Source organism: Actinoplanes sp. NPDC049681 (genome assembly GCF_044465265.1).
Classification (GTDB): domain Bacteria; phylum Actinomycetota; class Actinomycetes; order Mycobacteriales; family Micromonosporaceae; genus Actinoplanes.
The window spans coordinates 44,392-67,308 of the sequence record NZ_JBITLP010000008.1 but is presented as its reverse complement, the minus strand read 5'-3'; the positions used below and the strand labels follow the sequence as shown (position 1 = coordinate 67,308).

Annotated in this window: 25 protein-coding genes and 1 pseudogene; 9 read left to right on the top strand and 17 right to left on the bottom strand. The window is 72.8% G+C overall.

Annotated elements, in window-relative coordinates; genetic code table 11:
* Positions 1-161: 161 nt before the first annotated feature.
* Positions 162-365 (bottom strand): hypothetical protein, encoded by a 204-nt coding sequence (locus tag ACIBO8_RS27915; RefSeq protein ID WP_364709198.1) that lies wholly within the window; start codon positions 363-365, stop codon positions 162-164.
* A 380-nt stretch (positions 366-745) separates the two neighbouring features.
* Positions 746-877 (bottom strand): LuxR C-terminal-related transcriptional regulator, encoded by a 132-nt coding sequence (locus ACIBO8_RS27910; RefSeq protein WP_396118290.1) that lies wholly within the window; start codon positions 875-877, stop codon positions 746-748.
* A 226-nt stretch (positions 878-1,103) separates the two neighbouring features.
* On the opposite strand from ACIBO8_RS27910, the gene ACIBO8_RS27905 reads away from it, so the two are divergent.
* From ACIBO8_RS27905 to ACIBO8_RS27895, 3 genes are all read left to right on the top strand, one after another.
* Complete coding sequence (locus ACIBO8_RS27905; RefSeq protein WP_396118289.1) at positions 1,104-1,520, top strand: nitroreductase/quinone reductase family protein; 417 nt, start codon at positions 1,104-1,106, stop codon at positions 1,518-1,520.
* A gap of 56 nt (positions 1,521-1,576) precedes the next feature.
* The gene (locus tag ACIBO8_RS27900) at positions 1,577-2,824 is read left to right on the top strand and encodes a saccharopine dehydrogenase family protein (protein WP_396118288.1); all 1,248 of its coding nucleotides are present in this window, start codon (positions 1,577-1,579) and stop codon (positions 2,822-2,824) included.
* A gap of 211 nt (positions 2,825-3,035) precedes the next feature.
* The gene (locus tag ACIBO8_RS27895; protein ID WP_396118287.1) at positions 3,036-4,796 is read left to right on the top strand and encodes an acyl-CoA dehydrogenase; all 1,761 of its coding nucleotides are present in this window, start codon (positions 3,036-3,038) and stop codon (positions 4,794-4,796) included.
* Positions 4,797-4,892: 96 nt separating this feature from the next.
* Here the strand turns inward: ACIBO8_RS27895 and ACIBO8_RS27890 are convergent, their stop codons facing one another.
* The 3 genes from ACIBO8_RS27890 to ACIBO8_RS27880 all read right to left on the bottom strand — a co-directional run bounded on the left by ACIBO8_RS27890 (position 4,893) and on the right by ACIBO8_RS27880 (position 8,181).
* Positions 4,893-5,516 carry a TetR/AcrR family transcriptional regulator gene (locus ACIBO8_RS27890; protein ID WP_396118286.1) on the bottom strand — a complete coding sequence of 208 codons (624 nt, stop codon included), beginning with the start codon at positions 5,514-5,516 and terminating at the stop codon, positions 4,893-4,895.
* A 36-nt stretch (positions 5,517-5,552) separates the two neighbouring features.
* Positions 5,553-7,133: an MFS transporter gene (locus tag ACIBO8_RS27885; RefSeq protein WP_396118285.1), complete on the bottom strand. Its 1,581-nt coding sequence runs from the start codon at positions 7,131-7,133 to the stop codon at positions 5,553-5,555.
* A gap of 127 nt (positions 7,134-7,260) precedes the next feature.
* Positions 7,261-8,181, bottom strand: coding sequence for an FAD-dependent oxidoreductase (locus tag ACIBO8_RS27880; RefSeq protein WP_396118284.1), 921 nt, complete (start codon positions 8,179-8,181; stop codon positions 7,261-7,263).
* Positions 8,182-8,287: 106 nt separating this feature from the next.
* Between ACIBO8_RS27880 and ACIBO8_RS27875 the strand changes: the two genes are divergently transcribed.
* On the top strand, positions 8,288-9,181 hold the full coding sequence (locus ACIBO8_RS27875) for a LysR substrate-binding domain-containing protein (RefSeq protein WP_396118283.1): 894 nt from the start codon (positions 8,288-8,290) through the stop codon (positions 9,179-9,181).
* A 3-nt stretch (positions 9,182-9,184) separates the two neighbouring features.
* On the opposite strand, the gene ACIBO8_RS27870 is transcribed toward ACIBO8_RS27875, so the two are convergent.
* The 5 genes and pseudogenes from ACIBO8_RS27870 to ACIBO8_RS27850 all read right to left on the bottom strand — a co-directional run bounded on the left by ACIBO8_RS27870 (position 9,185) and on the right by ACIBO8_RS27850 (position 14,224).
* Positions 9,185-9,964, bottom strand: a complete 780-nt coding sequence (locus ACIBO8_RS27870) for an endo alpha-1,4 polygalactosaminidase (RefSeq protein WP_396118282.1) — start codon at positions 9,962-9,964, stop codon at positions 9,185-9,187.
* Positions 9,965-10,154: 190 nt separating this feature from the next.
* Positions 10,155-10,457: pseudogene (locus tag ACIBO8_RS27865) on the bottom strand (DedA family protein); the annotation flags it as partial.
* A gap of 136 nt (positions 10,458-10,593) precedes the next feature.
* Complete coding sequence (locus ACIBO8_RS27860) at positions 10,594-11,049, bottom strand: aminoacyl-tRNA deacylase (RefSeq protein ID WP_396118281.1); 456 nt, start codon at positions 11,047-11,049, stop codon at positions 10,594-10,596.
* A 4-nt stretch (positions 11,050-11,053) separates the two neighbouring features.
* Entirely contained in the window at positions 11,054-13,408 is a 2,355-nt protein-coding gene (locus ACIBO8_RS27855; protein WP_396118280.1) for a galactose oxidase-like domain-containing protein, read from the bottom strand.
* 18 nt (positions 13,409-13,426) lie between these two features.
* Positions 13,427-14,224, bottom strand: coding sequence for an MBL fold metallo-hydrolase (locus ACIBO8_RS27850; RefSeq protein WP_396118279.1), 798 nt, complete (start codon positions 14,222-14,224; stop codon positions 13,427-13,429).
* Between the two features lie 118 nt (positions 14,225-14,342).
* On the opposite strand from ACIBO8_RS27850, the gene ACIBO8_RS27845 reads away from it, so the two are divergent.
* Positions 14,343-15,107: a SigB/SigF/SigG family RNA polymerase sigma factor gene (locus tag ACIBO8_RS27845; protein WP_396118278.1), complete on the top strand. Its 765-nt coding sequence runs from the start codon at positions 14,343-14,345 to the stop codon at positions 15,105-15,107.
* A gap of 10 nt (positions 15,108-15,117) precedes the next feature.
* Here the strand turns inward: ACIBO8_RS27845 and ACIBO8_RS27840 are convergent, their stop codons facing one another.
* Both ACIBO8_RS27840 and ACIBO8_RS27835 read right to left on the bottom strand, forming a co-directional pair.
* On the bottom strand, positions 15,118-15,354 hold the full coding sequence (locus ACIBO8_RS27840; RefSeq protein WP_396118277.1) for a hypothetical protein: 237 nt from the start codon (positions 15,352-15,354) through the stop codon (positions 15,118-15,120).
* Positions 15,355-15,401: 47 nt separating this feature from the next.
* A complete protein-coding gene (locus ACIBO8_RS27835) occupies positions 15,402-17,051 on the bottom strand; it encodes a glycosyltransferase family 39 protein (RefSeq protein WP_396118276.1) in 1,650 nt (549 codons plus the stop codon).
* Between the two features lie 35 nt (positions 17,052-17,086).
* Here ACIBO8_RS27835 and ACIBO8_RS27830 point away from each other — a divergent pair, with 35 nt between their 5' ends.
* Entirely contained in the window at positions 17,087-17,356 is a 270-nt protein-coding gene (locus tag ACIBO8_RS27830) for a DUF2277 domain-containing protein (RefSeq protein WP_396118275.1), read from the top strand.
* Between the two features lie 2 nt (positions 17,357-17,358).
* On the opposite strand, the gene ACIBO8_RS27825 is transcribed toward ACIBO8_RS27830, so the two are convergent.
* On the bottom strand, positions 17,359-18,078 hold the full coding sequence (locus ACIBO8_RS27825) for a hypothetical protein (protein ID WP_396118274.1): 720 nt from the start codon (positions 18,076-18,078) through the stop codon (positions 17,359-17,361).
* An 82-nt stretch (positions 18,079-18,160) separates the two neighbouring features.
* Between ACIBO8_RS27825 and ACIBO8_RS27820 the strand changes: the two genes are divergently transcribed.
* The 3 genes from ACIBO8_RS27820 (at position 18,161) to ACIBO8_RS27810 (ending at position 19,618) form a co-directional block, all read left to right on the top strand.
* Positions 18,161-18,523 (top strand): ArsR/SmtB family transcription factor, encoded by a 363-nt coding sequence (locus tag ACIBO8_RS27820; protein ID WP_396118273.1) that lies wholly within the window; start codon positions 18,161-18,163, stop codon positions 18,521-18,523.
* Positions 18,520-19,155: an SRPBCC family protein gene (locus tag ACIBO8_RS27815; protein ID WP_396118272.1), complete on the top strand. Its 636-nt coding sequence runs from the start codon at positions 18,520-18,522 to the stop codon at positions 19,153-19,155. The genes ACIBO8_RS27820 and ACIBO8_RS27815 overlap by 4 nt, the downstream gene beginning before the upstream one ends.
* Before the next feature lie 76 nt (positions 19,156-19,231).
* On the top strand, positions 19,232-19,618 hold the full coding sequence (locus tag ACIBO8_RS27810; RefSeq protein WP_396118271.1) for a VOC family protein: 387 nt from the start codon (positions 19,232-19,234) through the stop codon (positions 19,616-19,618).
* A gap of 7 nt (positions 19,619-19,625) precedes the next feature.
* Here ACIBO8_RS27810 and ACIBO8_RS27805 read toward each other — a convergent pair whose 3' ends face one another.
* The 4 genes from ACIBO8_RS27805 to ACIBO8_RS27790 all read right to left on the bottom strand — a co-directional run bounded on the left by ACIBO8_RS27805 (position 19,626) and on the right by ACIBO8_RS27790 (position 22,865).
* On the bottom strand, positions 19,626-20,402 hold the full coding sequence (locus tag ACIBO8_RS27805) for a YcnI family protein (protein WP_396118270.1): 777 nt from the start codon (positions 20,400-20,402) through the stop codon (positions 19,626-19,628).
* 92 nt (positions 20,403-20,494) lie between these two features.
* Positions 20,495-21,853: a sensor histidine kinase gene (locus tag ACIBO8_RS27800; protein WP_396118269.1), complete on the bottom strand. Its 1,359-nt coding sequence runs from the start codon at positions 21,851-21,853 to the stop codon at positions 20,495-20,497.
* Between the two features lie 2 nt (positions 21,854-21,855).
* Positions 21,856-22,515 (bottom strand): response regulator transcription factor, encoded by a 660-nt coding sequence (locus ACIBO8_RS27795; RefSeq protein WP_366152209.1) that lies wholly within the window; start codon positions 22,513-22,515, stop codon positions 21,856-21,858.
* Positions 22,516-22,583: 68 nt separating this feature from the next.
* Positions 22,584-22,865: a hypothetical protein gene (locus ACIBO8_RS27790; RefSeq protein ID WP_396118268.1), complete on the bottom strand. Its 282-nt coding sequence runs from the start codon at positions 22,863-22,865 to the stop codon at positions 22,584-22,586.
* Positions 22,866-22,917: the final 52 nt, after the last annotated feature.

Here is a 22,917-nt window from a genome sequence, read left to right as displayed (position 1 = left end):
CCTCGGCGCGGAAGAGCCGCGCCGGCCGGCGGTCCCGAGTCGGCTCAGGCCTGCGGGGGCCGGCGCCCCGACCTGGAGCAGCCGCGCCAGCCGGCGGTTCTGATTCCGCTCACGCCTGGGGGCGCCGGCACCCCTGCCGGGTTACGACGGGGAGGCTGTGATCAGCGGCCGAAGGCGAAACGACGGCGCTTCTTCTGACGCCCGAAATGTCCCTGCAGCGTGTCCGCGCCGCGACGCAGCAGGCGAGTGCCGCGGCTCGGCCCGCGCCGCGCCTCGACGGCGTCGCTCAGCTTGCGGGCGCCCGCGGCGGCGAGCGGGATTGCGACGGCCATCACGACGTAACGGCGAAGGAGTGCGAACAGCATCTGTCTGATCTCCCTGTGAGCTGGGTGGTTGCGCCATTGCATACCCAGCTCGGCTGGACCCCACCCCCTTCTCCCCCATCCGATGCACTCGGGGGGCGTCGTGGGCTGGGCGGACCCTTCCACAACGCACCCGTGCGCGCTGGCGGCGCATTGCGGTGCACTCATCAGCGCTGGGCGGGCACACGGCGCAGTTGCGCACCCGGTCAGCGCTCGAGGCAGGCGGCGGGGTGCAACGCACCGGGTCGGCGCTGCGCGGGCAACAGCAGCCCTACGGCGGCCTTCGCTACGCCGGGCTCACGACATCATCAGCTCCATCCCTCGTCCCAGGCATCGTGTGCGGCGGCGTGGCGGGGTGCCGCGTTCAGCTTCGTCACGGCGTGTCACAGGTAGGTGCGTACCGTGCCCGGCGCGAGATGGACGCTCGCGGCGATGGCCGCCACCGTTGCGCCGGTACGCGCGATGCGCGAGACCTCCAGCTCGCGGTCGGTGAGCGGGCACGGATTCTCGGCCATGGCGCTCGCCGCGATCTGTGGGTCGACAGACCGATGCCGCGGATGAGAGTTCTCGGCCGTGCCGGAGCAGTCGTGGCGGGAGACGAGCCCGTTACGCCATCCGCACCTCGGGCCGGGTGCAGCGAGCAACACCCCGATCGGACCGGTCGCGACTTGGTAAGAATCAGTCTTCATCGTCCGGAGTAGATTCTTGTCCGGAACATCCCCGGAAGTGAGGCGATCTGCGATGGCGTCGTTCAACGACACGGTGATAGAGACGTTCCGCCGCCAGAACGGCGTCATGGGCGGCCATTGGGAGGGCAAAACTCTGGTGCTGCTGCACACGATCGGCCGGCGCTCCGGCCAGGAACACGTGAACCCCCTCGTGGCAGCCCCGGACGGTGACGCCTACGTGGTCTGCGGCAGTCTGGGCGGCGCTCCCGAGGATCCGCAATGGGTGGCCAACCTCGAGGCGATGAACGGGCCGGTGACCATCGAGGTGGGCGCCGACACCGTGCAGGCCGACCACTCGGTGGTCCGGCCCGCAGAGCCGGATTGGGAACGTCTCTACGGCATCTGGCGGGATTACTGGCCCGACGCCGCCGAATACGAGAAGAAGACCGACCGCAAGTTCCCGGTGGCGAGATTGACGGTCCGTTCCTGATGGCACCCGGATCACCGCTCGGCGAGGACGCGGGGGATGCCGCACAATCGACCGGCATGAGAGATCATGACATCGTCGTCTACGGCGCCACGGGTTTCGTCGGTGCGCTCGTTGCCGAGTATCTGGCCGGTCACTCCCCCGACGGCGTCCGCATCGCGCTGGCCGGCCGGTCCGGCGAGCGGCTCGCCTCCCTGCGACAGCGACTCGGTGTCGACTGGCCCGTCATCGTCGCCGATGCGAGCGACGCCGATGCGCTTGCTGCCATGGCGGGCTCCGCTCGCGTGGTGGTCACCACCGTCGGGCCGTATGCGAAGTACGGCCGTGCTCTCGCCCATGCCTGCGCCGCCGCGGGAACCGATTACGCCGACCTGACGGGCGAGGTCCTCTTCGTGCGGCAGAGTATCGACGAGAACCACGAGCTCGCCCGCTCGACCGGTGCCCGGATCGTGCACTCCTGCGGCTTCGACTCCATCCCGTCCGACCTCGGCGTGCACGTCCTGCACCAGCGGGTGGCCGCCGACGGCGCCGGCGAGTTGACCGACACCACGCTCGTCGTCACCAGCCTGCGGGGCGGGTTCAGCGGCGGCACCATCGACTCGATGCGCCATCAGCTCGACGTGGTGCGCAGGGACCGTGACCTGAAACGGATCGCCGCCAGTCCTTACTCGTTGAGCCCGGATCGAGCCGCCGAGCCCGACGTCGGCCGGCAGGAGGACCACGTCTCGCTGCGCGGCGCCGAGGTCGATCCCACCCTCCGGGGCAACCTCGCCCCGTTCGTGATGGCGTCCTACAACACCCGGATCGTGCGGCGGACCAACGCGCTGCGGCAGTACGCGTACGGGCGGAGGTTCCGTTACCGCGAAGTCATGAGTGTCGGCACCTCGCCGCTGTCCCCGCTGATCGCGGCGGGCACGAAGGCCGGCCTGGCGGCGCTCGTCGTCGGGCTCTCGCTGCCGCCGACGCGGTTCGTGCTGGACCGCATCCTGCCCAAGCCCGGCGAGGGGCCGAGCGAGCAAGCCCGCCGTGAGGGCCACTTCACGATCGACCTGTACACCCGGACCACCACCGGTGCGCGCTACACGGCCCGCTTCCGGGCCAAGGGCGATCCCGGGTACGCGGCCACGGCGCTGATGCTCGGGGAGGCGGCCCTGGCCCTCGCGGCCGACCGGGACTCCCTGCCGCCGTCGGAAGGCGGGGTGCTCACACCCGCCACCGCGATGGGCGACGCCCTGGTCGACCGGCTCCGGACCGCGGGCGTGGAGATCACCGCCCGCAACCTGTCGGACCCAGCCGGCAAGAACTGAGGGGAAGGTCGCCCATGTCCGCCGTTCACGAGGGTCCCGCCGGTGGCGAGTATGCGGCTGCGGCTCGGTGTCGAAGCGCGCCGACCGGTGGTCGTGGCGGGCGAGCGGGCCGGATCCAAGGCCACCAAGGTGGAGAAGCCGGGCATTTCATCACGCCGAACGAGGAATTCGCCACACTTCTCGCCCGGCGTACAGCCGCTAGGCTCGGCTGATGTCCCGCATCCTGTCGCAGCGCGACCTCGAGTTCCTGCTCTACGAGTGGCTCGACGTGGAGGCGCTGACCGAACGCCCCCGCTTCGCTGAGCACTCGCGGGAGACCTTCGACGCGTTCCTCGAGGTCTCCGCCCGGATCGCCGAGCGGGAGTTCGCGAACCACAACCGCGAGAACGACCTGCACGAGCCCACCTTCGACGGCGAGCGCGTCACCGTCATCCCCCAGGTCAAGGCTGCTCTGAAGGCGTTCAGCGAGACCGGGCTGCTCGGTGGGGCACTCGACGAGGAGGACGGCGGCCTGCAGTTGCCGCACGTCGTGCTGCGGGCCTGCTTCGCGTGGTTCCAGGCGGCGAACATCGCCACGTCGGCGTACCCGATGCTCACGATGGGCAACGTCAACCTGCTCCTCGCGTACGCGAAGGAGGAGCATGTCAAGGCCTTCGCGCGACCGATGATCGAAGGCCGGTTCACCGGCACGATGTGCCTGTCCGAGCCGCAGGCGGGTTCGTCGCTGGCCGACGTGACCACCCGGGCCGTGCCGGTCGGGGACGGCGTCTACCGGCTGACCGGCAGCAAGATGTGGATCTCCGCCGGTGATCACGAGCTGAGCGAGACGATCGTGCACCTGGTGCTGGCCCGGGTCGCGGGCGCGCCGGCCGGTGTCAAGGGGCTGTCGCTGTTCATCGTCCCGAAGCATCTGCTCGGGCCGGACGGGGCTCCCGCGGAACGCAACGACGTCGTGCTGGCGGGGCTCAATCACAAGATGGGCTTCCGGGGCACCACCAACGCGGTGCTCGCGTTCGGCGACGGCACCTACACGCCGCTGGGAGCGCCCGGGGCGGTCGGCTACCTCGTCGGTGAGGAGGGCAGCGGGCTCGCGTACATGTTCCACATGATGAACGAGGCCCGGATCGGCGTCGGGGCGGGCGCGGTCGCGCTGGGTTACACCGGCTATCTGCACGCCCTGGCGTACGCGAGGGAACGTCAGCAGGGCCGCCCGACCGCGAACCGGGATCCGTCGGCACCGCCGGTGCCGATCATCCGCCACCCCGACGTGCGCCGGATGCTGCTGGCATCCAAGACCTACGTCGAGGGAGGCATGGCGCTCATCCTGTACGCGGCCAAGCTCCTCGACGACGACTCCCCGGACGCCCCGCAGCTCCTGGACGTGCTGACCCCGATCGTCAAGGCGTGGCCGTCGCAGTGGTGCCTCAAGGCCGACGACTACGCGATCCAGGTCCACGGCGGGTACGGCTACACCCGCGAGTACCCGGTCGAGCAGTTCTACCGCGACAACCGCCTCAACCCGATCCACGAGGGCACCGACGGCATTCAGGCGCTGGACCTGCTCGGCCGCAAGGTCACCATGAACGGCGGCGCCGGCCTCGCCCTGCTCCTCCGCACGATCGGCGCGACGATCGCCGCGGCCCCACCGGAGCTCTCGGGCATGGCAAGCGCGCTCGAGGCGGCGTGCGCGCGGCTCGCCGAGGTCACCCGACTGCTGTGGGCCTCCGGCGACCCGGGCAAGGCTTTGGCCAACGCGACCGCCTACCTCGACGCGGCCGGGCACATCGTCATCGCCTGGATGTGGCTGGAACAGGCGGTCGCGGCAGCGGGCAAGCAGGGTGCGTTCTACGACGGCAAGCGGCTGGCGGCGAGGTACTTCTTCGACCACGAGCTGCCGCGCACGGGTCCGTGGCTCGACCTGCTGGCGAGCGGCGACACGCTGCTGGCGGACCTCGACGACGAGCTGCTCTGACGGGAGGGCGGGAAGCGGGCATGCCACTGCCGTGGCGGGGGCCGTTCCGCCGGTCCTGGACCAGCTGACCGCCGTCGCCGCCCAGCGCGAGGGGTTTCAGGCGGCCGCGCCTCGCAGGAGGGCGTCGACCAGCGCTTCGGCGTACCCCTCGATCGGGATTCCGGGGTTCCAGTTGAGCATGTTCTGCGCGATGGTCGGACCGGTGAGCATGAGCAGGGTGAGTTCGATGTCGAGGTCGGCGCGCAGCTCCCCGGTCTCGACGCCGCGCCGGAGAACCTGGCGCATGACCTCGCGGCGGGGCTCGATGACGGCCTGGTAGACCGCGTGCATCTCCGGGCTCTTCACCATCTCCGGCATGAGGCAGGCGGTGACCTTGCCGTACTGCTCCATGCGCTTGTTGCGGGTCTGGGAGACCAGCATGATCAGGTCGTCGCGGACCGATTCGCCCACCGGGACCGGCAGCGGGCCCTTCATGCGGGCCACCGCGTCGACGAGCAGGGCCTCCTTGTTGGGCCAGCGGCGGTAGATCGTCGCCTTGCCCACACCCGCCCGGGCGGCCACCGCCTCGATGGAGAGCGCGTCGGCGCTCTGCCCCTCGCTGAGCAACGCCGTCACGGCGTCGAGGATGGCCTCCGCGGCCCGGGCATCGCGGGGCCGGCCAGGTGCCTTGCGGCCCTGGTCGGCCCCCGAGTCAACGCTGACCGTCGTCATGCGTTCCATTGTTACCGAGCCTTCACTTCCCGGCCACGGCGGCGGTCACGCCTCGACCAGTTCTACGCCCTGCTCCTCGGCGAGGCCCTCCGCGGCCGTCGCCGCGGGCGCCTGCGCGGGCCGCTTGCCCGGCAGCCAGATCACCGCGACCAGCGCCCCGAGGAGCGCGAACACCGTGCTGCCGATGGACGCGTAGTGCATCGCGGAGATGAACGCGTCGTTGGCGCTCTGGATCAGCCCGGGCGCCGCGGGCCCGGCCTGCGCCGCGACACCGTACGCGCCGGAGATGGACTCGCTCGCCACGTCGCGGGCGGCGGCAGGCAGCGCGGCCGTGGGGCCGGCCATGTCGTCGCGGTACGCCGAGGAGAGAACGGCCCCGAGCGCCGCGACGCCGAGCGCGCCGCCGACCTGGCGGATGGTGTTGCTCACGGCCGACCCGACTCCGGCCTTCTCCCGCGGCAGCGCAGCCATGATCGACTCCGTGGCCGGGGGCATGACGTTGGCCATGCCCACGCCCATGACGAAGAACAGGGCGCCGACGACCCAGATCGGCGTCGTGGCGTCGATGACCAGCCAACCGGCCAGGCTCACCGCCACCAGCAGCAGGCCCACGGTGCTGACCGCCTTGGGGCCGAAGCGCTTCACCATGGCGGCGCTGCGGGGCGCGAACACCATCTGGCCGACCGCGAACGGGACGAAGAGCACGCCCGAGGCGAGCGGGCCCTTGTCGCGGACCAGCTGCAGGTAGAAGGCGCTGAAGAACATCGAACCCATGGCCGCGAAGAAGACCAGGCCGATCATGCCGGTCGAGGCGGCGAACTGCCGGTTGGTAAACAACCGTACGTCCAGCGACGGGAACGGGATGCGGCGCTCGTAGCCCACGAAGAGGGCGAGCACCACGACCGCGCCGGCCAGCGCGCCCCAGGAGGCGGGCCGGCCGAAGCCGTTCTCGCCGCCCTCGATGACGCCGTACGTCAGCAGGGTCAGGCCGAGGATCGACAGCAGCACGCCGACCAGGTCGATGCGGCCGGGCCGCGGGTCGCGCGACTCGGGGACCAAGGCGCTGACCAGGACGATCCCGGCGATGACCACGGGTACGTTGATGAGGAAGACCGAGCCCCACCAGAAGTGCTCGAGCAGCACGCCGCCGACGAGGGGGCCGATCGCGACGCCGAGGCCGACCGCGCCGGCCCAGACGCCGATCGCCCGGCCGCGCTCGTGCGGCTCGAACACGTTGGCGATGATCGACAGGGTGGCCGGCATGACGGCGGCGGCGCCAAGCCCCATGAGGGCGCGGGCCCAGATGAGCTGGTCGGCCGACTGGGCGTACGCCGACAGCAGCGAGGCGAGGCCGAAGAGCCCGAGCCCGACGGTGAGGGTGATGCGCCGGCCGAGCCGGTCGGCGAGGATGCCGGCGGTGAAGAGCAGGCCGGCGAAGACGAGGGTGTACGAGTTGATCGCCCACTCGAGCTGACCCTGGCTGGCGCCGAGGCCGGCCTGCGGGTCCGCGATGGTGCGCAGGGCGACGTTGAGGACGGTGTTGTCCAGCACGACCACGAGCAGGCTGATGACGAGCACGCCGAGAATGGCCCAGCGCCGCGGGTGTCCCGTTTGCGGAACGTCCATGTGGTGGTCCCCCGAGATCCGAGAGTTACGATACGGAACTGTTCCGTATCACGCGACCGACAGTAGGCCGCGGCACAGCAATACGGAACGGTCTCGTATCGGATTGTGGTGAGCGCCACTGCCCGGATCACGCGAGGGCCAGGTCCGCCACCTCGTCCGCGCACCCCCACGACATCGTCATGCCCGCTCCCCCGTGGCCGTACGCGTGGACGATCCGCCCTCCGGCGACCTCCTCCGCCTCCACCCGGGGGCCACCGCGCCGCCCGGGGCGGATCCCGATGCGGTCGCCGTGCACCGGCACGCCGGCCAGCTCCGGCACCAGGGCGGTGCAGCGGCGCACGATGGCGGCCCGGGACGCGACGTCCGGCGTCAGGTCCGCGCGGCCCTCCTCGAACGTGCCACCCAGCACGACGTCGTGCCGCCGCGGGTGGACGTACGTGATGCCGGCCGGGTTGTCCTCGTCGCGTACCGAATGGCGCAGACCCGGATTGGGCACGAGCACGATCTGGCCGCGTACCGGAACCATGGCGGGGTCGGCCGCCGCCAGACCGGTCGCCTGGACCACCACCGGGGTCTCGGCCAGCAGGTCCTCCGGCCGGGCCACCCGCCGGCGCACGAACCTGCCGCCGGCGGCCGTGATCCGGCGCTGCAGCCACGGCAGGTAGACGTCCATCTCCGCCAGCGGTGCCACGAACCGCAGCTGCTGCGCGTAGGGCTCGGGGGCGTCCGTCAGCGAGGCGTCGGCGGGCGCCCACCAGGGCGGCGCACCGACAGGCGTCCGCAGCAGCATCCGCGTGTCGCGCAGCAGCACACCCGGCACTCGCGCCCGGGCCTGGGCCAGCAACTCCGTCCGGGTCCGGGTGACCCACCGGTCCACCCGCTCGCCGCCGTCGGTGTGGGTCGGGTACCAGACCGCCGCGGCGACCGCCGAGACGGTGGCGAGCGCGTGCCGGTCGGCCACCACCGTCACCCGGGCACCGCGCTCCTGCAGGCGTACGGCGGCGGTGAGCCCGATGATCCCCCCACCCAGGACAGTCACATTCGTCATGCCGGCATCGTGCGCGGCATGGCGCGGCGACCGCCAATAGCCGTCGCCGCAGCGGCCATAAGAAGCGCCTATGCCACGGCGGCCGCCGTCCGCCTACGCTCGGCGCATGGGTGACGCACGGATGACCGGGGCCGAGCTGGACCGGCTGCGATCGTTCCGGATCCTGGCCGAAGAGCTGCACTTCACCCGCGCCGCGGCGCGGCTGCACCTGACGCAGCCCGCGCTCAGCCAGCAGATCCGCGCGCTCGAGCGGCAGCTCGGCACGGATCTGGTACGCCGGGACGCCCGCGGCTGCACCCTCACCGAGGTCGGCCGCCTGGTCGCCGCCGAGGCCGGGCGGGCGCTGGCCGACGTGGACGCCGCGGCGGCACGGATCCGGGCGGCGGTCCACGGGCGCGACGGGCGGCTGCGGCTCGCGTACACCCGGTCCGCGCGCGGCGGGCGCGTCGACGCGCTCGTGGCCCGCTTCCGGGTGCTGCATCCGCTCGTCGAGGTGGTGCCGGAGACCGCCTGGACAGCGCCCAACGTCGCGGGCCTGCTCTCCGGCCGCTTCGACGCCGCGTTCGTCCGGCCGCCGATCGACGAGCCGTCGCTGGTCTGCCGGCACGTGGACAGCGAGGAGCTGCTGCTGGCCGTACCGGAAAATCACCGGCTCGCCGCGCACCGGCGGATCCAGCGCGCCGACATCCTGGGCGAGCCGGCCGTGATGTGGCCGCGGGAGAACGCCGCAGGCATGTACGACCGCACCATCGCCCAGGTCTGGCCGGACGGTGGATTCCACCTGGTCCGGCACGAGCCCGACGACGAGCAGCTGCTGCGAGCGGTGGCCGAGGGCGCGGCCATCGCGGCCGTGCCGGCGGGACGGGCGCGTGCGCTCAAGGTGCCCGGGGTGCGGCTGCGCCGGTTCGCCGCACCCACACCGACCGTCGACATCGCCCTCGCGTACCCGCGCGACACCACCAACCCGGCGGTGCACCGGCTGGCCGAGCTGGTGCGCTAGGAGTCAGCAGGCGTCGTACCGGTACGTGGCGCTGCCCGGCGCCGTCACCTTCACGTCGCGCCGGACCACCGATGCGCCGGCGCCCACCGCCCGGCACGCCTTCCGGAAACCGCCGTCGGTGTACTCGACGTCGATGACGTGGCCGTACACGCCGGTGTAGGCGGTGCACTCTTCCCAGCGCCCGCAGTCCTCGGCGATCGCGAAGTCGAGGCCGAGATCCCTGCCTCGCGTGCCGAGTTCGGGGGCGTTCTTCTGACCGAGCGCGAGCCCGGCGCGGTGCGCGTACGGGACGAGCAGCTCCAGGTAGGCGATCGAGTCCTCGACGGTGAGCCGGCCGTCCGAGCGGTCGTACGAGTCGATGTTGTCCGGCTCGACCGCCCGGAACCCGTCCCGGGCGCAGCCGTCGATCCAGCCTCCGACGATGCCCGCGATCGCCTCGCGCTTGGCCGGCGTGGAGACGTCCAGCAGGATCTCGTTCCACTCGCCGTCCACGACGTACTCGCCGTCGTCGCCGCGCAGCAGCAGGTCGTCGTGCTCGCGCTGCCACCAGGCGACCTCGCCCGGCTGGGTCTGGTACGCGTTGACGTAACAGATCGTGTACATGCCCGGGGCGACCGGCGCCTCCCGGTCACGGCTGACCACCGTCACGCCGGCGGGCGGGTCGTACGCGGCGCCGATCTGGTAGTCGAACGTCGCGTCGACCGGCGGTGGTGCGATGACGGCGGCGTCCGTGTGCAGGACGAAGAAGGCGGCGAGCGCGGCGAGGACGGCAGGGAAGACCACAACCCCGATTCAACTGTCCGGCCGGACGGCCGGCAAGGAGTCCCGCGGCGGTTGGGGTACACCCGGCCCCCGCCGCCGGGCACGTCCGGGCAGACCGGCGACGGCCGTCACGGCCAGCGCACCCGTCGACGGCCATCAGGCCCCCCACCGGGCGGTCCGCGAACGCCGTGCCGCCCAGGTAGCCGAGCAGCGCCGCCTCCGCCGCCCGCAGCAGCACCGCCACGGCGGTGTAGCGGTGGAAGCGGCCGGACGGGTAGCCCACCACGCCGGCGGCGACCGCGGTGGTCGAGCGGCCGCCAGGGACGTACCGCGCGAAGAGGATCACGACTCCGCCGCGTTGGTGCTGGAGGCGGTGCGCCCAGGCGTGGACCGATCGGGAGCGGCGGCCGCGTGCCAGGCGCGCGACGACCGTACCGGTGTGGCGCCGGCCGATGCCGTACGCGCACCAGTCCCCGGCGTAGGCGCCGGCCGCGGCCGCCGCGATCAGGGTCACGAGGTGCGGCCGCCCGGATCCGGCCGCCAGGCGCCGGCGGCGATGACGGTCGACTCGCCGGGCATGAACGGCAGCAGGCGTCCAGCCCGGACACGACGAGAACGACGACGAGCCCGGGCACGGGCGTACAGCGCGATCACGAAGGGTCGGTCACATCCGCGTACGTGGCGCCGAGCGCGCCGACCGCATCGTCGGCCTCGACCTGCAGCCCGACTCCCCGCTCCCCCGCGCCGAGGCTGATCCGCCGCCCGCGCAGCCGCTCGTCGGCGACGACCGGCCACGGGCGCGCCGACCCGAACGGGGTGATCGTGCCGCGCTCGTAGCCGGTGGCCTCCTTGGCGGTCGCGGCGTCGGGCATGGAGAGCCGGTTGACGCCGAGCAGCGCGCGCAATTTGGGCCAGGAGATCTGCCGGTCCCCGGGCACGAGAACGAAGAGGTAGTCGTCGTCGGCGCGGCGTACCACCAGTGTCTTGGCCAGGTCGCGGACGGCCATTCCCTGGGCCGCGGCGGCCTCGGCGACGCTGCTCACCGGTCCGTGCCGCACGACGGCGTGCGGGATGCCGGCGGCCGCCACCGCGGCGAGTGCGGACATGTGATCAGCTTAGGTGCACCCACGACCCGGGCGAGGGCACACCAGCCGCGCCGACCAGGAAGAGCAGGTACCAGCCCGGCGGCGCGATCCCCGGTGACGACGGCAGGTCGAGGACGAGCTCGCCCGGCCCGGCGACCCGGTGCGGCAGATCGACCAGCCGCTGCTCGCCGTCCATCGAGTGGGTCGTGGCCCCGGGCCGCATGAGGCACGCCGAGGCGACGCCGTCCGGGTCGGGCGTCGCCACCGTCAGCGAGCCGCCGTGGTCCAGCTCCGTCCGCGACGGCACGCAGGCCGGCCGCTCCCCGGCGAACAGGTACGGCGGCCAGTAGACCTCGATGCGCAGCTCCTCGGTACGGCGCGCCGGGTTGGACCCGGCCGTGATCACCCTGCCGTCGGGCATCAGCAGCGCCACGGAATGGTAGAGCCGCGGCACCCGGGAGGCCGCCGCCATGGTCCACCGGCCCGGCCCGCCCGCCGGATCGGGGTGGTAGATCTCGGCCTCCAGGGTGGCGTCGACGCCGCTCTCCTCCATCATCGCGCCGCCGTTGACGAGCACGGTCCGGTCCGGCAGGAGCGTGGCGCACAGGTGCATGCGGCGCATGGCCAGCGGCGCGGCGGCCGTCACGGCGGGGGCGGGCCCGGAGAGGTCCGCGATGGCCGTGGTCGCGGTCGCGCCCGTCTCGTCGTGCATGTCGGACGGCCCGCCGCCGATCAGCATGACGCGCTGGTCCTGCGCCGGGGGCAGGAGCACGCTCGCCGCCTGGTTGCGCCGGCCCGGGTCGGGCAGCACGCCGGCGACGTCCGTGACGGTGCCGGCCGCGAGGTCCCACAGGGCCGGCCGTACGCCGTTGTTGCCGCCGTACTGACCGCCGCTGTAGTAGATGCGGCCGTCGGCGAGGACGAACAGGTGGGCGTACATCGGCCAGTTCGACGGTGAACGCGGCAGCGCGTTCCAGCCGGACCCGTCGGTGTAGATCTCCGGGACGACGTTGAGCCGGCTGGTCTCGTCCAGGCCGGACACCGCGAGGATCCGGCCGTCCGGCAGGGCCGTCAGGGTGGGATACCAGCGACCGCCCGCCATGGCGGGCTGGGCCGTCCACCCTGCACCCGGGTCGAACGTGACCGCCTGGCGCAGGCCGATGAACGGATCGTATTGTTCCGTGCCCCCGGCCGCCAGCAGGCGGCCGTCGGGCAGGAACGCGTGCCCGCAGCAGAACAGGTCGGCGGGGGTCGGCGGGGTGCTCACCAGCGGCTCCGGATAGTGCCACACCGCGGTCGCATACCGCTGCTCCCGGTGCCGGTCGACGTCGTTGCCCGATCCGGAGAAGAACAAGACGTCTCCGGTACGCAGCAACGCGGCGTGCACCGGGTTGACGCGGGAGTCGGTCTCGAGCAGCCGCCAGACACCCGCCTCCGCGGCCATCGCGAGGTCGGTCATCAGGTCCAGGACGCGGTACCAGGCGTCGTTGCGCCCCGGAGGGTTGTCGACGGTCAGCACCACCAGATGGGGCATCCCGCGGGCGCCGAGCGGTACGACCGCCGCCCCGGCATCCTGTCCCTCCCAGAAGCGCCAGTCCGGTACGGCCTCCCACGGGCCCCACCCGTCGGCGGGCCGTCCGCCGGCCAGCCGCCAGCCGACGCTGTAGTAGCCGCCGTTGCGCCCGGGTGGGCTGTCCACGGCCAGCACCACGAGTTCGGGCGTACCGTCGCCGTCGAGGTCGGCGACCGCGATCCCCGCACCCTGGTTGTCCTCGAACCGCCAGTCGGGCACCGCGGCCCACGGACGCCACTGCGGCACGGTGCCGTCGGCCCGCAGCGGGCCGCTGCGGTAGTAGCCCTGGTTCCGGCCGATCGGCGCGTCCACCATGAGCACCACCAGGTCCGGGCGCCCGTCGCCGTCCACATCGGCCACGGTGATGTCGGCGCCGGCATTCGCCCACGGGAACCAGTCGGGTACGGCCTGCCACGGTGACCATCCGCCGACCCGCCCGTCCACGCCGAGATCCCAGCCGATGCGGTACCAGCCGGCGTTGGCGCCGCCCGGGACACCGTCCACCATGAAGATCACCAGGTCCGGACGCCCGTTGCCGCTCACGTCCGCCACGGCGACGCCGGCGCCCTCGTTGACCCAGGTGGTCCAGTCCGGCACCGCCGCCCACGCGGTCCATGCGCCGACGGTGCCGTCGTCGTCGGTGCCGCGCCCGACGCGGAAGAAGGCGGCGTTGCGCTCCGGCAGGTCGTCCACCCGCAGCACCACGAGATCCGGGAAGCCGTTGCCGTCGAGGTCCGCGACCGCGATCCCGCCACCCGCGTTCTGGTCGGCCGTCCAGTCCGGTACGGCACGGAAGTCGGTGTCCATCACCCCATGCTGGCCGCGTCAGACGCGAACGGGAAGCTCCAGGGTCTCGCCCCGGGTGACCGGCCGGATCCCGGTGAGGCCTTCCTCGCGCGCCCGCTTCAGGTACGTGGACAGCGGCATCTTCTGGACCTTGTAGTCGTCGTTGTGGATGGGCACCGTCAGCCCGGGCCGGATCAGGCGGGTGGTCGCGACCCCCTGCCGGTCGTCCATCGTGAGCAGCATCCCGAGCACCCGGGTGCCGCCGAGGTGGATGAGCATCGCGTCGATCTCGCCGCACCGGCGCGGGATCTCGCTGAGGTGCGGGCCGTGGAGCGTGTCGCCGGTGACGTACAGCCGCAGGCGGCACCGGCCGTCGACCTCCAGTTCGGCCACCGAGCCCATCACGTCGGGCAGCAGCTTGTCGACGATCCCCGGGCCGTGCCTACCGGGCACCGCGGTGACCCGCAGGCGCTGCGTACCGCGACGCCACTCGGTGCTGTCCCAGGTGGGCAGGCCCTGGGCGGCGGTGAAGCGGAAACGCCTCAGCCGGCGCTGCGCCTGGACGGTGGTGACGATCGGGATCTCGTTCGGCAGGTCCCGGCGCGCGACGCGGTCGAAGTGGTCGCCGTGCAGGTGCGACAGGAGGACGGCGTCGAGCGCCCCCGCGTCGACCACCTCCAGCGCCGGGTCCACCAGCCGCCGGGTCCACATGCCCTTGCCGAGGTACACGCGGCTGCCCGCCGGCCCGAACGCCGGGTCGGTGAGCAGGGTGAACTCGCCGAGCCGAAGCACGGTGGTCGCGTTGCCGACGAAGGTGACGCTGGCGCTCACGGTCATGGATCGCGCGTACCCGACCGGCGCCGAATCATGCCCGGCGCGAGTTGCGTCGATTCTTGCGTCGTTTATTGTGTCAGGAGGCGGGTAGACACCGTGCGCGTCGGCGAAAGGATGCGTAATGACGACCATGACCACGCGGGTGCCGCGAAACGGCGGCGAGGTGCTGCAGCAGATGGTCGCGGCTACCGCCGGGCCGCGCCGGGCGGCGCTGCGGGACGAGGCCGTGCGGGCCTGGCTCCCCCTCGCGCAGCACCTGGCCCACCGCTACAGCGGCCGCGGCGAACCGGACGACGACCTGCTCCAGACCGCCACGGTGGGGCTCATCAAGGCGATCGACCGGTTCGACCCGGACCGCGGCGTCGAGTTCGCCGGGTTCGCGATCCCCACCATCCTCGGCGAGATCCGCCGGCACTTCCGCGACCGCACCTGGTCGGTCCGGGTGCCGCGGCGGCTGCAGGAGCTGCGGATGGCGATCACCGAGGCGAGCAACGCCCTCGTGCACACGCTGGGCCGCTCACCCACGGTCGCGGACATCGCGGCTCACCTGAACACCACCGAGGAGGAGGTGCTCGAGGGCCTCGAGGGAGCCCGCGCCTACAGCGCGAAGAGCCTGTCGACGCCGGTCACGGAGGACGGCGCCACCTCGCTGGGCGACATGCTCGGCGAGGACGACCACGACATGGAGCTGGCCGAGCTGCGGGTGGCCCTGGGGCCGGCGATGGCCTCGCTCGACGAGCGCGAGCGCACCATCCTGTCGCTGCGCTTCTTCGGCAACATGACGCAGTCGGACATCGCCGACCGGATCGGCGTCTCGCAGATGCACGTGTCCCGGCTCATCGCCCGGGCCCTGAGCAAGCTGCGGGCGGAGCTCACCGCGGGCTGAGCCGGCCGGCTCAGCGCCGTCCGCGCTCGGGTGCGGGGTCGCCGAGGCCCCGTGCCCGGTCCGCGATGTCCCGCGCCGTGTCGGTCATCGAGTCGGCGAGGCGGTGCAGCCGCTGCGCCGACGCGGGGTCGGCCCGGTCGTCGGCGTTGTCGTGCAGGCTCCGCTCGGTCTCCTCCAGCGCCATGGCGTTGAGGTGCATGAGGTCCGACGCGCGTTCCGTACGATCGCCGGGTCGTTCACCACTCATGCCGGTGGATTACCCGGACGATCTTGCGCCAATCCCACCTGCCGGGATCACGGGCGGCGGAAGATGCTGATCGAGTGACCGACCTCGTCGATCGGCTCGCCGCTGGCGCCCAGCAGCGTCGCCAGCCGGCCGGTCGCCTTGGCGATCGAGCTGTCCGAGACCACGAGCAGGCCGTGCACGTCGCCCGCCGGCACCCGTAGCGGATCGCGGGCCTGGATCCCGTACGCCCGCGGCACCCCGGCGCCCTTGTAGACCAGCCACACCGGCTCGCCCGGATACCTCTCGCGCAGCCGGTCGGCGAGGCGCCCCAGGTCCTGCCCCCAGTCGACGTTCGAGTCGTGCAGCCGCAGGTGGGTCCGGGCCGGACCGCCGAAGGCCTCGTTCGAGTACGGCAGGTAGTAGGGGAACGTCCGCAGCGAGCTGACCGCCACGAAGGCCGCGAGCACCGCCGCGCTGAGGTGCGCCCACCGCCATCGGAGCGCCACCACGGCCGCCGCCGCGACGGCCAGGAAGATCGGCATGAAGATCGCGTACCGGGTGCCGAAGTCGCGGGCGCCGGTCATCGCCACCGCCAGCAGCAGCGCCGGCAGCACGAGCACGTACAGGGCCGCGGTGCGCAGCCGGGGCACCGCGAGCATCGCCACGGCCCCGGCGAGCCACAGGACGAGCATCCCGAGAGGCGTCTTCACCAGCAGCGCGGCGGGCAGGTAATACCAGAGCGAGCCCTGGTAGTGGCGGCCGAACAGGAAGCCGCTGAAGGTCGAGTCCTCGAAGCCGAACTGGATGCGCATGCCGTCGCGGTACGACTCCGGCAGCGGCAGCCAGCCGGTGAGCAGGCCGCGTACGCCGTGCACGACGGGCGTGCCGGCCGGCTCGGTCCACCGCAGCCCGGGATCCACCACCAGGTAGCTGAGCCACACGACGAGCACCGCGGCGACGGCCACCGCGGCCACGAGGGCCACCCCGCGCAGCCGTTCCCGCGCCGGCACCCCGCGCCGCCACGAGGACGTCGCGAGCAGGGCCAGCAGGAGCACCACCGGCACCGCGGGCAGGACGCTCATCCGGGTCGCGACGGCAGCACCCAGCGCGAGGCCCGCGAGCGGCAGATACCGCAGCGGCCGGTCGCGCGCCCGCCAGGTGAGCCAGACGGCGGTCAGCAGAAAACCGATCGCGGGCACGTCCAGCGTCGCCAGCGAGCCGTGCGCGATGACGTCGGGCGAGAAGGCGTAGAGCGCCAGCGCGAGCACTCCCCCGGCGGCGCCGGTGAGGTCGCGCGCGAAGGCGAACACGACCAGCCCGAACAGCAGCGTCAGGATGATCATGGGGAGCCGGGCCAGGAGCATCACCTCGTACGGGTCGTTGCCGGACTCGTACAGCACGTGCCGGCCGAGGGCGGTCTGGTCGCCCCGGAACGCGGGATCCAGGCGGGGCGAGGCGAAGGCCAGCCCGATCGCCATGAACTCCTTGCCCAGCGGCGGATGCTCCGGGTTGTACCGGACGCGGTGCTGCTCGAGGTAGGTGACCGCGGTGCCGACGTACACCGGCTCGTCGATGGTCGGGGTCTGCTGCACCGCGGTGGTGACCATGACGGCCGCCATCTGGCCGAGCAGCACCAGCACGAGCAGCGGCACCACCCAGCGGCGGGGTCGATCGGCGGCCGGCGCGCCGGTCGGGCGCTCCTGGAGGTCGGCGGTCACCGCAGAAACCTACCCGGCGGAGCTACGCTCGGCCCATGTGCCGAAACATCCGCCAGCTGCACAACTTCGAGCCCCCGGCAACGCCCGACGAGGTGCACGCGGCCGCCCTGCAGTACGTCCGCAAGGTCGCCGGTGCGACCAAGCCCTCGCAGCGCAACCAGGCCGCGTTCGACAAGGCGGTCGAGGCGGTGGCGGCCGCGACCGGCGCGCTGCTGGAGGAGCTGGTGACCGCCGCGCCGCCGCGCGACCGGGAGATCGAGGCCGCCAAGGCGCGCGAGCGGGCCCGGCAGCGTTACGCCTCCTGACCTCATCCGCGCCGCAGCGTCGCGCCCTGCAGCGTGAGGTACCAGGGCGAGGACGTGAAGTCCGGCCCGGTCTCCTCGCCGATGTACGCGTCGATGTGCTTGCTGCCGCCCAGCCCGGGCGTGAACTCGTCCGTCACCGTCCACCGGGCGGCGCGCAGCGCGGCGCAGACCTTCGCCGCGGGCCGGGAGCCGTCGTCCGCGTGGCCGCAGTCGGCGATGCGGAACTGCGTGCCCCTGGCCAGCACACCCGGGTCGGCGGCGGCGGAGACGAACGGGCGCAGCGCTCGCCCGCCGGTGTCCCGCGGCCGGGTGTCCAGCCAGAAGCCGACGTCGTGGGACCAGTTCAGGTACGCGCCACCGGCCGTACGCCCCGCGCCTTCCTCCCGTACCGCCGCGACGAAGTCGCTCTTGTAAGCGCCCAGATCCTGATCGCCGTGCGCGCAGTCGATCCGCGGGCATCCGGTGACGGTCTCGGCCTCGCCGGAGTGGTACGCCTCCACGGCGGTGTAGTAGACCGTCACCTCCCAGCCGCTCGTGAGCACCGGGACGGTGACGACCGGCAGCCTCACCGGCGGCGCGGACCTCGGGGCCGGCTTGCTCGGTGTGGCACCGGGCGACGGACTGGGCAACGCTGAGGGCGCCACCGAGGGCACCGCCGGCGGTGCGGCCTCGTCGCATCCCGCCAGCAGCACACCGCAGAGCAGGAGGCCGGCCAGTCGCATGTGCCGAGTTTTCCAAGATTCCCGCCGGCTCAGGGCTGATTCAGAACTGGCTTATATAAGTACGGCTTGATAACGTCGTCCCGTGCACGCGTTCGACGTGCTCGGCGATCCCGTTCGCCGCCGCATCCTGGAGCTGCTCGCCGACGGCGAACGGTCCTCCGGCGCGGTGACCGAGGTGATCCGGGCCGAGTTCGGGATCTCCCAGCCCGCCGTCTCCCAGCATCTGCGGGTGCTGCGCGACAACGGCTTCGCGACCGTGCGCCCCGACGGCGCCCGCCGGCTGTACGCGGTGGACGACACCGCCCTGCGCGAGGCCGACGCCTGGCTGGGCCGGTTCCGGCGATTCTGGACGCCGCACTTCGACGCGCTGGCCACCGAGGTGGCCCGTGGCAAGCGGCAGCGGCGCCTCGCCGGCCGCGACGACGATCCGGGAGCGACCCCATGATGCAGGTGAAGCAGCAGATCAGCGACGTCCGGCGGACGCTGGGCGACCGGCGGCTCGAGGCCGGCGAGGCCAAGGTCACCACGATGAGCCAGGTCTACGACACGGACGCCGAGGACCTGTGGGAGGCGGTGACCAGCGCCGAGCGGATCCCGCGCTGGTTCATGCCGATCACCGGCGACCTGCGCGAGGGCGGCCACTACCAGCTCGAGGGCAACGCCGGCGGCACCATCAGCCGGTGCGAGCGCCCGCACGGCTTCGCCGCCACGTGGGAGTACAACGGCGAGGTGAGCTGGATCGAGGTCCGCCTGACCGCGGAGGGCGACGGGCGCACGCGGCTGGAGCTCGAGCACGTCGCGCACGTCGCCGCGGAGTTCTGGGACAAGTTCGGCCCCTCAGCCACCGGCCTGGGCTGGGACCTGGGGATGTTGGGCCTGGCCGGCCACCTCATCGACCCGGGCTCGGCGATCCGCCCGGAGGACGGCCCGGCCTGGATGATGTCGCCGGAGGGCCAGGAGTTCATGCGGCTCAGCGTCGACGCCTGGGCGCGGGTCGCGGTGGCGGCCGGCGAGGACCCGGACCAGGCCCGGGCCGCCGCCGACCGCACCTTCGCCGCGTACACGGGGGCCGCCTGAGCGCTCGCGCGGGGCCAGGGGGTGTTTCGCGGATCATGACGGCCTGTGACGCCATGATCCGCGAAACACCCCTAGGATGACCAGCGTGATAACGGCGGTGCACACCCTCATCTACGCCGACGATCCCGGCGCCGCCCGGGCCTTCTTCCGCGACGTGCTCGGCTTCCCCGCCACGGACACCGGCAGCGGCTGGCTGATCTTCAAGACGGGGCCCAGCGAGCTCGCCGCGCATCCGCGCACGTGGCAGCACGCCGGCACCTCCGGCACCACCGATCAGCGCTTCGACGTCTCGCTCATGTGCGACGACCTCGACGCCACGGTGGCCGAGCTGACCGCCAAGGGCGCCACCTTCGAGGGCGAGGTCGGCGACCAGGGCTGGGGGCTGACCATCCAGCTCAAGGTGCCGGGCGCGGGCAATATCACGCTCTACGAACCGAAATACGACCCGCCCGCCACGTCCTGAGCGCCGGTCACCTGGTCGCGGCTGACGACGTCGCCGCGCCCGCCGGCGCTGCGGCCGTGCCGCCCGTAGCCGCGCCTCCCCCGGCTGTACCACTGGCGCGCCGGTAGGCCAGCAGGCCCAGCACCAGGCCGGCGAGGCCCAGGACGATCCCGACGATGCCCGCCCACGTGCCGTTGCCGTCACCCTTGCTGTCGCCCGCCGTGGCACTCGTCACGGTCGGGCCGGTCGCGGCGGCCGGCGCGCCCGCGGCGGCAGCCGTCAGCTTCAGCACCGGCGCCGGCTTGTCCGGCTCGGTGCCGTCGGTGGTGGGCTCGTCGATCCACCGCACGACGCTGCCGTCGGAGTACGTCTGCAGGGCCTTGAACACCACCTGGTCGACCTTCGGCAGCGGGCCGAGCGAGACGTCGAACTCCTGGAACTGGCCGGGCTTGATCGCCGCGTCACCGGTGGCGGTCCAGGTGATCTTGCTGACCGCCTCGGTGATCGCCGTGCCGTGCGCCTGCAGCGGCTGGGCCAGCTTGGCCTTCTCGGCGTTCATGGTCCACCCGGCCACCGGCTTGAGCGACACGGAGGCGAAGGGCGTGTCCGCCGGCAGGTTCACCTCCACCTTGGTGGTGCTCGCGGCGTCGGACTCGTTCGGCACCCGGAACGTGACCTTCGTGTAGCCGCCCTGGACGGCGGTGTTCGCATTCACGGTCACGTGCGCGGCGGCGGGCACCGCCAGGGCGAGGGTCAGCGCGGCAACGGCGCCGCCGACCACGGCCGAACGCTTCAACAGGGACATTTCAGGCCTTCCGGTTCGATCTGCTCCGGCGGGTGCCGGGCACGGTCATTGGTCGGTGTCCGCGCCGGGATAGTTCCGGCGGATTTCGCGGCTCAGGCCGCGGGCAGGCGTACCTCGGCGTGCAGGCCCGGCGGCGGGGTGGCGCCCCGCAGGGTCACCGTGCCGTGGTGGCGGCGCACGAGCTCCCGGACGATGGCGAGGCCCAGCCCGGATCCGCCGGCGTCGCGGGCCCGGGCGTCGTCCAGCCGGGTGAAGCGGTCGAAGACCCGCTCGCGGTCGGCCGCCGGGATGCCGGGGCCGTCGTCGACGACCGCGATCCGCTGGTACGCGCCGTCAGACGCCACCTCGAGCCGCACCGCCGAGCGGGCGTGGCGTACGGCGTTGTCCAGCAGGTTCGACACCACCCGGCCGAGCGCGTCCCGCTCGCCGTGCACCAGCAGCGGCACGGCCGGGCGCTCGTACGCCACGTCCGGATAGCGGCCCGCGACCTCGGCGAGCAGCCGGCCCAGCTCGACGTCCTCCAGCACCGGGCGGGCCGGGCGGGTCGTCGCGTCGTCCGCGCGGGCCAGCAGCAGCAGGTCGTCGACGAGGCGGCTCAGCCGGTGCACGTCGGTCAGCAGGTCACCGGCGAGCTCCGGCCAGTCGGTGGTGTCCGGCAGCCGCTGCGCCACCTCCAACTCGGTACGCATGTTGGTGAGCGGGCTGCGCAGCTCGTGGGCCGCGTCGGCGACGAACGCCCGCTGCCGCGCCCGCGCGGCGTCGAGGCGGTGCAGCATGTCGTTGAGCGTAGTGGCGAGACGGTGGATCTCGTCGCGGGAATCGGGAACCGGGAGCATCCCGGGCCGCGCCCCGCCGGTGATCTCCTCGGCGCCGGCCCGCAGCGCCTCGACCGGGCGCAGCGCCGCGCCGACCACCCGCCACGCCACCAGCGCGAGCAGGGCGACCAGCGGCGGGAACGTCACCAGCAGCGTGGTACGCAGCAGGTGGACGCTCTGGATCAGATCGTCGGTCGACCGGGCGACCAGCACCGTGACCCGGGCGTCCGCGGGCCCCGCCGCCAGGGCCACCACCCGCACCCGCCCCGCGAAGCCGATCCGGGCGCCGGGGATGAACATTCCCTCGCCGTCGGGCAGGGACTCGCGCTCCCGCTCGTAGAGGATCGGCACCAGGCGGTCGGCGCCGGCCGAGACCGACAGCACCTGGCCGGCGGCGTTGACGACCTGCACCCGTACGGCCGGAGCAGCCGGCACCGGGTCGGAGAGCGAACCGGTGTCGACCAGCTCGGCCACCGCGCGGGCCGTCTGCAGAGCCTCGGTGTTGGCGGTGCGCAGCAGCGCGAAGTTCATCGTGGCGACGAGCACGACGCCCCCGCCGGCCAGGCCCACGGTCAGCACGACGATCGACACGAGCAGCAGCCGGGCCCGCAGGCTCAACCGGCGCAGCCGCGACACGCTCAGCCCCCGGCGAGCCGGTAGCCCGCGCCCCGGACCGTCTCGAGGCGATCCCGGCCGATCTTGCGGCGCAGGTAGCCGACGTACACCTCGACCGCGTTCGCCGCGGTGTCCAGCGCGGCGTCCCAGACGTGGTCCAGCAGCTCGGTCTTGGAGACCACCTCGCCGGGGCGCCGGATCAGATACTCCAGCAGCGCGAACTCCCGGGCGGTCAGCACCACCTCGGCCCCGCCCACGGTCACCTTGCGCTGCGCGGGGTCGAGCTCCACGTCGCCGTGACGCAGCACGGCCGGGCGCTGGGGGGTGCCGCGGCGCAGCAGGGCACGCAGCCGGGCGAGCAGCACCACGTACGAGAAGGGCTTGGTCAGGTAGTCGTCGGCGCCGCAGTCGAGCCCGTCGGCCTGGTCGTACTCGCCGTCCTTGGCGGAGAGCATGAGCACCGGCAGCCACTTCTGCTCGGCCCGCAGCTGCCGCACGACCCGGTAACCGGACAGGCGGGGCAGCATCACGTCGAGGATCATCGCGTCGTACTCACCGTGCCGCGCCATCTCCAGGCCGTCCGCACCGTCCGCGGCGACGTCCACGGCGAACCCCTCGGCCTGCAGGCCGCGTCGCAGCGCGGTCGCGAGCCGCGCCTCGTCCTCCACCACCAGCAAGCGCACCCGTCCACCTTGGCATGCGGGCGCCGGTGAGCGAATCGGTTCTCAGCAGGGTCACAGCGGCGGACCGCTCAGGCGACGGCGAACAGCTCCCCGACCGCGCTCAGGGCGGTGTAGGCGGTGATCCGGATCGACAGGGCGTTGCCGCACAGGCCGACGATGCCTCCGCTGTTCATCATCGCCCGTGCCATCGACGCCACCGAGCCGGCGTCGGTCTCCTCACCGGTCAGGCCGGTCTCGGTCAGCAACTCCTGCCAGACCGCGGCCGGATCGGCGACGCCCCGGCGCAGGCTCTCACGGGCGTCGGCGAGGGTGGGCCGCCGCAGGCCGTAAACGAGGCGGTCGATCGGCATGTGAGGTCTCCTTAGCGATGCTCCCCGGCGCTGTCACAGGAACTATCGCGAC

What these genes read in the sequence shown, in the direction of transcription:
- ACIBO8_RS27915 (WP_364709198.1), bottom strand. Translation starts at nt 365, where the DNA reads ATGCTGTTCGCACTCCTTCGCCGTTACGTCGTGATGGCCGTCGCAATC.
- ACIBO8_RS27910 (WP_396118290.1), bottom strand. Translation starts at nt 877, where the DNA reads ATGGCCGAGAATCCGTGCCCGCTCACCGACCGCGAGCTGGAGGTCTCG.
- ACIBO8_RS27905 (WP_396118289.1), top strand. Translation starts at nt 1,104, where the DNA reads ATGGCGTCGTTCAACGACACGGTGATAGAGACGTTCCGCCGCCAGAAC.
- ACIBO8_RS27900 (WP_396118288.1), top strand. Translation starts at nt 1,577, where the DNA reads ATGAGAGATCATGACATCGTCGTCTACGGCGCCACGGGTTTCGTCGGT.
- ACIBO8_RS27895 (WP_396118287.1), top strand. Translation starts at nt 3,036, where the DNA reads ATGTCCCGCATCCTGTCGCAGCGCGACCTCGAGTTCCTGCTCTACGAG.
- ACIBO8_RS27890 (WP_396118286.1), bottom strand. Translation starts at nt 5,516, where the DNA reads ATGGAACGCATGACGACGGTCAGCGTTGACTCGGGGGCCGACCAGGGC.
- ACIBO8_RS27885 (WP_396118285.1), bottom strand. Translation starts at nt 7,133, where the DNA reads ATGGACGTTCCGCAAACGGGACACCCGCGGCGCTGGGCCATTCTCGGC.
- ACIBO8_RS27880 (WP_396118284.1), bottom strand. Translation starts at nt 8,181, where the DNA reads ATGACGAATGTGACTGTCCTGGGTGGGGGGATCATCGGGCTCACCGCC.
- ACIBO8_RS27875 (WP_396118283.1), top strand. Translation starts at nt 8,288, where the DNA reads ATGGGTGACGCACGGATGACCGGGGCCGAGCTGGACCGGCTGCGATCG.
- ACIBO8_RS27860 (WP_396118281.1), bottom strand. Translation starts at nt 11,049, where the DNA reads ATGTCCGCACTCGCCGCGGTGGCGGCCGCCGGCATCCCGCACGCCGTC.
- ACIBO8_RS27855 (WP_396118280.1), bottom strand. Translation starts at nt 13,408, where the DNA reads ATGGACACCGACTTCCGTGCCGTACCGGACTGGACGGCCGACCAGAAC.
- ACIBO8_RS27850 (WP_396118279.1), bottom strand. Translation starts at nt 14,224, where the DNA reads ATGACCGTGAGCGCCAGCGTCACCTTCGTCGGCAACGCGACCACCGTG.
- ACIBO8_RS27845 (WP_396118278.1), top strand. Translation starts at nt 14,343, where the DNA reads ATGACGACCATGACCACGCGGGTGCCGCGAAACGGCGGCGAGGTGCTG.
- ACIBO8_RS27840 (WP_396118277.1), bottom strand. Translation starts at nt 15,354, where the DNA reads ATGAGTGGTGAACGACCCGGCGATCGTACGGAACGCGCGTCGGACCTC.
- ACIBO8_RS27830 (WP_396118275.1), top strand. Translation starts at nt 17,087, where the DNA reads ATGTGCCGAAACATCCGCCAGCTGCACAACTTCGAGCCCCCGGCAACG.
- ACIBO8_RS27825 (WP_396118274.1), bottom strand. Translation starts at nt 18,078, where the DNA reads ATGCGACTGGCCGGCCTCCTGCTCTGCGGTGTGCTGCTGGCGGGATGC.
- ACIBO8_RS27815 (WP_396118272.1), top strand. Translation starts at nt 18,520, where the DNA reads ATGATGCAGGTGAAGCAGCAGATCAGCGACGTCCGGCGGACGCTGGGC.
- ACIBO8_RS27810 (WP_396118271.1), top strand. Translation starts at nt 19,232, where the DNA reads ATGACCAGCGTGATAACGGCGGTGCACACCCTCATCTACGCCGACGAT.
- ACIBO8_RS27805 (WP_396118270.1), bottom strand. Translation starts at nt 20,402, where the DNA reads ATGTCCCTGTTGAAGCGTTCGGCCGTGGTCGGCGGCGCCGTTGCCGCG.
- ACIBO8_RS27790 (WP_396118268.1), bottom strand. Translation starts at nt 22,865, where the DNA reads ATGCCGATCGACCGCCTCGTTTACGGCCTGCGGCGGCCCACCCTCGCC.